At 73.7% G+C, this 6,854-nt stretch carries 9 protein-coding genes; 3 read left to right on the top strand and 6 right to left on the bottom strand.

Going from position 1 to position 6,854, the window contains the following annotated elements:
• Nucleotides 1–10: 10 nt before the first annotated feature.
• Genes GTW43_RS18255 through modA form a run of 3 tightly spaced genes read right to left on the bottom strand, consistent with a single transcriptional unit; the run spans nucleotide 11 to nucleotide 2,771 of the window.
• Entirely contained in the window at nucleotides 11–1,099 is a 1,089-nt protein-coding gene (locus tag GTW43_RS18255) for an ABC transporter ATP-binding protein (RefSeq protein ID WP_161303082.1), read from the bottom strand.
• On the bottom strand, nucleotides 1,096–1,947 hold the full coding sequence (gene modB / locus GTW43_RS18250; RefSeq protein ID WP_161303081.1) for a molybdate ABC transporter permease subunit: 852 nt from the start codon (nucleotides 1,945–1,947) through the stop codon (nucleotides 1,096–1,098). Before modB ends, GTW43_RS18255 begins: the two co-directional genes overlap by 4 nt.
• A complete protein-coding gene (gene modA / locus GTW43_RS18245; RefSeq protein WP_161303083.1) occupies nucleotides 1,944–2,771 on the bottom strand; it encodes a molybdate ABC transporter substrate-binding protein in 828 nt (275 codons plus the stop codon). Before modA ends, modB begins: the two co-directional genes overlap by 4 nt.
• A gap of 169 nt (nucleotides 2,772–2,940) precedes the next feature.
• Here modA and GTW43_RS18240 point away from each other — a divergent pair, with 169 nt between their 5' ends.
• Entirely contained in the window at nucleotides 2,941–3,420 is a 480-nt protein-coding gene (locus tag GTW43_RS18240; RefSeq protein WP_161303080.1) for a molybdopterin-dependent oxidoreductase, read from the top strand.
• Between the two features lie 17 nt (nucleotides 3,421–3,437).
• On the opposite strand, the gene GTW43_RS18235 is transcribed toward GTW43_RS18240, so the two are convergent.
• Nucleotides 3,438–3,836, bottom strand: a complete 399-nt coding sequence (locus tag GTW43_RS18235; RefSeq protein WP_161303079.1) for a helix-turn-helix transcriptional regulator — start codon at nucleotides 3,834–3,836, stop codon at nucleotides 3,438–3,440.
• Between the two features lie 135 nt (nucleotides 3,837–3,971).
• Between GTW43_RS18235 and GTW43_RS18230 the strand changes: the two genes are divergently transcribed.
• Together GTW43_RS18230 and GTW43_RS18225 are read left to right on the top strand one after the other, a co-directional pair.
• Nucleotides 3,972–4,430 carry a GreA/GreB family elongation factor gene (locus GTW43_RS18230; RefSeq protein WP_161303078.1) on the top strand — a complete coding sequence of 153 codons (459 nt, stop codon included), beginning with the start codon at nucleotides 3,972–3,974 and terminating at the stop codon, nucleotides 4,428–4,430.
• Nucleotides 4,431–4,494: 64 nt separating this feature from the next.
• The gene (locus GTW43_RS18225) at nucleotides 4,495–5,415 is read left to right on the top strand and encodes a LysR family transcriptional regulator (protein WP_161303077.1); all 921 of its coding nucleotides are present in this window, start codon (nucleotides 4,495–4,497) and stop codon (nucleotides 5,413–5,415) included.
• A gap of 19 nt (nucleotides 5,416–5,434) precedes the next feature.
• Here GTW43_RS18225 and fdhD read toward each other — a convergent pair whose 3' ends face one another.
• Together fdhD and GTW43_RS18215 are read right to left on the bottom strand one after the other, a co-directional pair.
• Nucleotides 5,435–6,271 carry a formate dehydrogenase accessory sulfurtransferase FdhD gene (gene fdhD, locus GTW43_RS18220; protein WP_161303076.1) on the bottom strand — a complete coding sequence of 279 codons (837 nt, stop codon included), beginning with the start codon at nucleotides 6,269–6,271 and terminating at the stop codon, nucleotides 5,435–5,437.
• A gap of 43 nt (nucleotides 6,272–6,314) precedes the next feature.
• On the bottom strand, nucleotides 6,315–6,854 hold a 540-nt coding region (locus tag GTW43_RS18215; protein WP_272922539.1), incomplete at its 5' end, for a molybdopterin dinucleotide binding domain-containing protein.

Below are 6,854 nucleotides of genomic sequence, written 5' to 3'. Positions count from 1 at the left end.
GCCGCGTGCGTCAGGCCGGATACGCATGGGTCTGCGCCGCCTTGACGGTGGCCCAGACGGTGGCGCCGGGCTGGAGACCGAGTTCCGCCGCGGCGACGGTCGTGAGGTCGGCGGCGAGGGCGAGCCCGCCGGTCAGGGCGGCGCGGATCTGGTCGCCGTGCGTCTCCATGCCGCTGACCTCGCACTCCCACAGGTTGCGGGCGCTGGTGCCGCCGGGCCGCTCGCGGTGCAGAGTGACGGCGCCGGGCGGGAACGCGACGAAGACCGGTCCCGTCAGCTCCTCGGTGGTGGTGATCTCCTGGCCGTCCTCGAGGCGTACCCGGTGCCCGTCCGCCTCGCCCCGGTAGAGGTTGAGCCCGACGAGCTGCGCGATGTAGTCGGTGCGCGGGCGGCGGGCGACGGCGGTGGGGGCGCCCTCCTGGACGACGTGGCCGTGCTCGATGACGACGAGCCGGTCGGCGAGCACCATGGCGTCGAGCGGGTCGTGCGTGACCAGCACGGCGACGGCCTCGAACTCGGCGAGATGGCGGCGCAGCTGGGCCCGGACCTCGAGCCGGGTGCGGGCGTCCAGCGCGGCGAGGGGTTCGTCGAGCAGCAGCAGCCGGGGCCGGGTGGCGAGCGCGCGGGCGAGGGCGACGCGCTGTGCCTGGCCGCCGGAGAGCCGGCGGGGCTTGGCTCCCGCGTGCACGGCGAGGCCCATCCGCTCCAGCCACTGCGCTGCCACGGCGCGGGACTCGGCCCTGGTCGCGCCCTGGCAGCGCGGTCCGAATCCCACGTTGTCGAGCGCCGTCAGATGCGGGAAGAGCAGATAGTCCTGGAACACGACGCCGACCGGGCGGGACTCGGGCGGGGTGCCGTCCAGCTCTGCGCCGTCGAGCCACAGGTGTCCGGCGTCGAGCGGGGTGAGGCCGGCGAGGGCGCGCAGCGCGGTGGTCTTCCCGGCGCCGTTCGGGCCGAGGAGGGCGACGACGTCCCCGGGTGCGGCGGTGAGGGCGACGTCGAGCCGGAAGGTGCCGCGGTCGACGACGAGCCGGGCGTCGAGTCCTTCCGCGGCCGGCTGCGCGGCCCGGGCCCCGGGCGTCTTCTCGAGCGAGGTCATGAGGCGGTCATCCAGCGGTCGCGCAGGCCCGCGAGCACCGTGACGGACACGGCGAGCAGGACCAGACTGAGGGCGATGGCCGCGGCCGGGTCGCTCTGCATGGCGAGGTAGACGGCGAGCGGCATGGTCTGGGTGCGGCCGGGGAAGTTCCCGGCGAAGGTGATCGTGGCGCCGAACTCGCCGAGGGCGCGGGCCCACGCGAGGACCGATCCGGCGGCGATGCCGGGGGCGATCAGCGGCAGGGTGACCCGTCGGAAGGCGGTGAACCGGGAGGCGCCGAGTGTGGTGGCCGCCTCCTCGAAGCGCTTGTCGGCGGCGCGGAGCGTGCCCTCGACGCTGATGACGAGGAAGGGCATGGCCACGAACGCCTCGGCGACGATGACGCCGGTGGTGGTGAACGGCAGGGTGATGCCGAACCAGGAGTCGAGGTACTGCCCGACGATCCCGTTGCGTCCGAGCGCCGTCAGGAGCGCGACGCCGCCGACCACGGGCGGCAGCACGAGAGGCAGGGTGACGAGCGCGCGGACGATGCCGCGTCCGGGGAATTCGGTGCGGGCGAGCAGCCAGGCCAGCGGCACCCCGAGCACGAGGCTGACCAGGGTCGCCGAGGTCGCGCAGACGAGGGACAGCTGGAGCGCCTGCCAGACCTCGGTGCTGGTCAGCTGGTCGGGCAGGTCGCGCCACGGGGCCCGGACGAGCAGCGCGAGCAGCGGCACCACGAGGAAGGCGAGGCCGACCAGCGCCGGGAGCAGCAGGGGCAGGGGCGCGCCGCGGCCCGGTCGGCGGCGGCGCCGCGGGCCGCCCCCGGTGAGGGTGTCGGCCGCGGCGCCGTCGTGCGGGTCTGTCACGGCTCGAGGAATCCCGCCGCGGTCAGCGCCTTCTGTCCGTCGGGCGACTTGACCAGGTCGATGAAGGCCTTGGCCGCCGCGGTGTTGGGCGCCTTCTTCAGGAGGGCGATCGGGTAGTCGTTGATGGCGTCGGCCGATTCGGGGAAGTTCACGCCCTCCACCTTGTCACCCGCGGACTTCACGTCGGTCTGGTAGACGACGGCCGCGTCGGCCTCCTTCAGCTCCACCTTCGTCAGGGCGCTCTTGACGTCCTGCTCGTAGGAGACCGGGGTGAGCTTCAGCTTGCTGGCGTCCAGGGCCTTCTGGGCGGCGGCGCCGCAGGGCACCGTCTTGTCGCACAGCACGACCTTGAGCCCGGACTTGGTGAGGTCCTTCAGGGAGGCGACCTTGTCGGGGTTGCCGGGCAGGGTGGCGATCTCCAGCTGGTTGCGCACGAAGGTGCTCGGGTCGCCCGCGGCGCCGCCGGCGTCGGTGACGATCTTCATCGTCTTGGGGCTGGCCGCGGCGAAGACGTCGGCGGGAGCACCGCTGTTGATGCCTGCGGCGAGGCTGTCGCTGCCACCGAAGTTGAAGGTGACCTCGGTTCCCGGGTGCTCCTTCTCGAACTGCTTGCCGAGCGTCGTGAAGCTCTCCTTGAGCGACGCGGCGGCGAACACGTTCACGGTGCCGGAGATCTTGGTGCCGGCCGAGGCCGACGCCGACGTGTCGGTGTCGGACGAGCCCGACGAGTCCGAAGAGCCGCAGGCACTGAGCGTCAGCAGCGCGGCGGTGCCGAGGCCGACGACGGTCAGCGTGCGGCGGGTCCGGCGCACGGAACGAGATATCACGGGTCCACTCCCTACGGTTCCTGGCTTGCGGGGATCATACTGCCGCAGGTGCCAGCGGGAAGTCTGCTGTGGCATCGCATGAGCTGGCCGGTATCCGATGCCACCTTCGCATGTGCGTTTGTACGGGGCGGGCCTGCGGGTACCGTCCTGCGGGAGGTGATGGCCGATGACCAGGACCATGGCGCAGCGTGCGGCCGTTCCGGTGGCGCAGCTCGTGCTGAGCGGCGATCTCGCCCGCCCCGCCCGGCTGACCGTGGCCGATCTGCGGACCTGGCCGCAGCACGGCGCCGCGGTGAGCTTCGAGTGTGCGACGAGCGGGGTCCAGCACCACCGCTTCCAGGGGCCGCGGCTGCACGACGTGCTGTGCGCGGCGGAGCCGGGGTTCGATCCGCTGCGGCGCAAGGACCGGCTGCGCTTCCTGATCGCGCTGCGCGGCACGGACGGGCACCGGGTGCTGCTGTCCTGGGCGGAGATCGACCCCGACTTCACGGGCGCCCCGGTCCTGCTCGCCCTGTCGGTCGACGGCGCGCCGCTGGACGCGGCGGGGCCGCAGCTCGTGCTGCCGCAGGACCGCTGCGGCGGCCGGCACATCAGCGGCATCGACGCGATCCGGGTGGACGGGGGCTACGCCCCCGCCTGGCCCTGACCTCTCCCGCGCGGGCGTCAGGCCCGGTCGATGTGGACGTTGGTGGACTTGACCCGGGCGGTGGCCTCCATGCCGACCTCGAGGCCGAGTTCCTCGACGGCCTCGCGGGTGAGCAGGGAGACGAGCCGGTGCGGCCCCGCCTGGATCTCGACCTGCGCGGCGACGTCGCCGAGCTTGACGGCAGTGACGATGCCGGGGAACGCGTTGCGCACCGACGTGTACGAGACGCCCTCCTCGCCGGAGCCGCCCCCCTTGGCGAGTTCCACGGAGAAGGCGGCCAGGTCGGTGCCCTCGACGAGCCGGCGTCCGGCGTCGTCCCGATGGGTCGCGACACGGCCCGCGTCGGCCCAGCGCCGCGCGGTGTCCGGGCTGACGCCGAGCAGCCGTGCCGCCTGGCCGATGGTGTAGGACTGCATGGGTCACAACATAGCGACCGGGCGCCGCCGGTGATCGGCGCGGGGCAGGTGCGGCCGGCGGCTGCCGGGCTGAGCCATTCGGATTACGCTACGAGTATCCGGTTCTGCCCTGTTCGTCCGGTCCGAGGAGTCGGCATGTCCAGCCAGCCCGAACCGATCAGCGCCGTCGGCCGTGAGGCCCTCGAGCGTGAGCTAGCCGATCTGACCACGGAGCGCGCCGCGGTCGCCGCCACCCTCGACGATCCCGGCCAGGTCGGCGACCTGGCCGACTCGGCCGACGAGATCCAGCGGGCCGACAAGCTCGTCGAGCTCGACGACCGGATCGCCGGGGTGAACCGGCGGCTGGCGCAGGGCGCCGCCGAGGGCGCGCCCGACACCGCGGAGGTCGGCGTCGGCAGCACGGTCACCGTGCGCTTCGACGACGGCACGGAGCAGACTGTCGAGATCGGGGAGCTGCCCGACGCCACCGCTCCCTCGCTCGTCACGTCCGACAGTCCGCTCGGGCTCGCGCTGATGGGCGGCCGGCCCGGGGACACGGTCGCCTACCGCACGCCCGCGGGTCCCTCGTCGGCGCGGATCGTCTCGCTCGGCTGACCTGCGGCGGGATCCGGCCGGGCCGCGTTTGGCGATCGCTGCGCCGGTCGGGTAGACCCGTCCCGTGCTGTTTCGCCAACTCGAGTACCTCGTGGCCCTCGCCCGGGAGCGCCACTTCGCCCGCGCCGCCCAGGCCTGTCACGTCTCCCAGCCCGCGCTGTCCGAGGGCGTCCGCAAGCTCGAGGAGGAGCTGGACGTGCCGCTCGTGCGACGGGGGCGCAAGTACGAGGGCCTGACGCCCGAGGGCGAGCGCATCGTCGTGTGGGCGCAGCGCATCATCGCGGACCGGGACGCGCTCCGGGACGAGGTGGGCGCGCTGCGCAACGGTCTGAGCGGGCGGCTGCGCATCGGTTCGATCCCGACCGCGTCCGGCGCCGTGTCACTGCTGACCGGCCCGTTCTGCACGGCGCACCCACTGGTCACGGTGGACGTCCTCACGGATCTGCAGTCGGTGGACGTGTTCCGGCTGCTCCAGAACTTCGAGATCGACGCCGGTATCACGTACCTGCACAAGGAGCTGCCCGACGGGGTGCGGGCGCTGCCGCTGTACCAGGAGCGGTACGTGCTGCTGACCACGGCGGCCGAGGGTCCCGCGCACCGGCGCTCGGCGACGTGGGCCGAGGCGTCCCGGCTGCCGCTGTGTCTGCTGACCGGCTCGATGCAGGGCCGCCGGGTGCTGGACGAGGTGTTCGCCGGGGTGGGGCTGCGCCCCTCGCCGCGGATCGAGACGGACTCGGTGGGTGCGCTGTTCGCCCACGTCAGGACCGGTCAGTGGGCGAGCGTGGTGCCGCAGGCCTGGCTGCACGTGTTCGGGGTGCCGCACGGCATGCAGGCGCTGCCGCTGATCGAGCCGAGCGCCGCGGTCCCGGTCGGGCTCGTCGTGTCCGACCGGGAGCCGGGGTCCGTGATGGCGCGGGCACTGGTCGAGCTGGCCCGGCACGAGGACCTGGCGTCGACGCTGGCCCGGCTGCCCGACGCCCGCTGACGGGCGGTGCCGGACGCCGTCAGCCGGCGGTGACGGCGGCCAGCCGCTCGGTGCCCGCGTACACGTTCATCGACGCGCCCCGCAGGAAGCCGACGAGGGTCAGGCCGCTCTCCGCCGCGAGGTCCACCGCGAGCGAGGACGGCGCGGAGACGGCCGCGAGCGCCGGCACGCCCGCCATGACGGCCTTCTGCACCAGCTCGAACGAGGCGCGGCCGCTGACCATCAGGACCGTGCCGCGCAGCGGGAGCAGCCCCTCGCGCAGGGCGTGGCCGACGACCTTGTCGACGGCGTTGTGCCGGCCGACGTCCTCGCGCAGGCAGAGCAGCTCGCCGTCCGCGGTGAACAGCCCCGCGGCGTGCAGCCCCCCGGTGCTGTCGAAGACCTTCTGTGCCGCGCGCAGCCGCCCGGGCAGCGCGGTGAGCGTCTCGGCGTCCAGGCGCACGGGGTCGTCGGCGACCGACCAGGCCGCCGTGGTGCGCACGGCGTCGAGGCTGGCCTTGCCGCACAGTCCGCACGACGACGTGGTGTAGAAGTTCCGCTCCAACGAGGCGTCGGGCGGCGCCACCCCGGCGGCCAGGCCGACATCGACGACGTTGTACGTGTTGCCGCCGTCGGAGGTCGCGCCCGCGCAGTAGCGGATCCCGGCGAGGTCCGTGCCGCGGTGCACGACGCCCTCGCTGACCAGGAATCCGGCGGCCAGGTCGAAGTCGTGGCCCGGGGTGCGCATGGTGACGGTCAGCGGGCGGCCGCCGACCCTGATCTCCATGGGTTCCTCGGCGGCGAGCGTGTCCGGCCGGTGGGACACCACCCCGTCGCGGATCCGCAGGACGGGCCTGCGCGCGGTCACACGTCCCATGACGCGCCTCTCCTTCCGGCCGGGTCCAGGGGGCTCACCGGGCTCACCGGGCTTCGCCGTCGGACGGTTCGAGCCGTACGAGGACGGCCTTGGACGTGGGCGTGTTGCTGATGTCGGCGACGCTGTCCAGCGGGACGAGCACGTTCGTCTCGGGGTAGTAGGCGGCCGCGGAGCCCTCGCTCGTCGGGTACGGGACGACGCGGAAGCCGGGGGCGCGCCGCTCGGTGCCGTCGCGCCAGACGGAGACGAGGTCGACGAGGTCCCGGTCCGCGAGGCCGAGGGCGTCGAGGTCGGCGGGGTTGACGAGGACGACCCGGCGGGCCCGGTGGATGCCGCGGTAGCGGTCGTCGTGCGCGTAGGGGACGGTGTTCCACTGGTCGTGCGAGCGCAGGGTCTGCAACAGCAGGTGTCCGGCGGGCACCTCGGGCATCGTGAACGGGTTGACGGTGAAGACCGCCTTGCCGCTCGGGGTGCGGAAGACGCCCTCGTTGACCGGGTTGGGCAGCCGGAAGCCGCCGGGGGCGGCGACGCGTTCGTTGAAGTCCTCGAAGCCGGGGACGACGCGGGCGATGCGGTCGCGGAC

This window comes from Streptomyces sp. SID5785 (assembly GCF_009870065.1).
Classification (GTDB): Bacteria; Actinomycetota; Actinomycetes; order Streptomycetales; family Streptomycetaceae; genus Streptomyces.
Note: the sequence above shows the minus strand (reverse complement) of the source record. Positions and strands in the feature narration are given on the sequence as shown.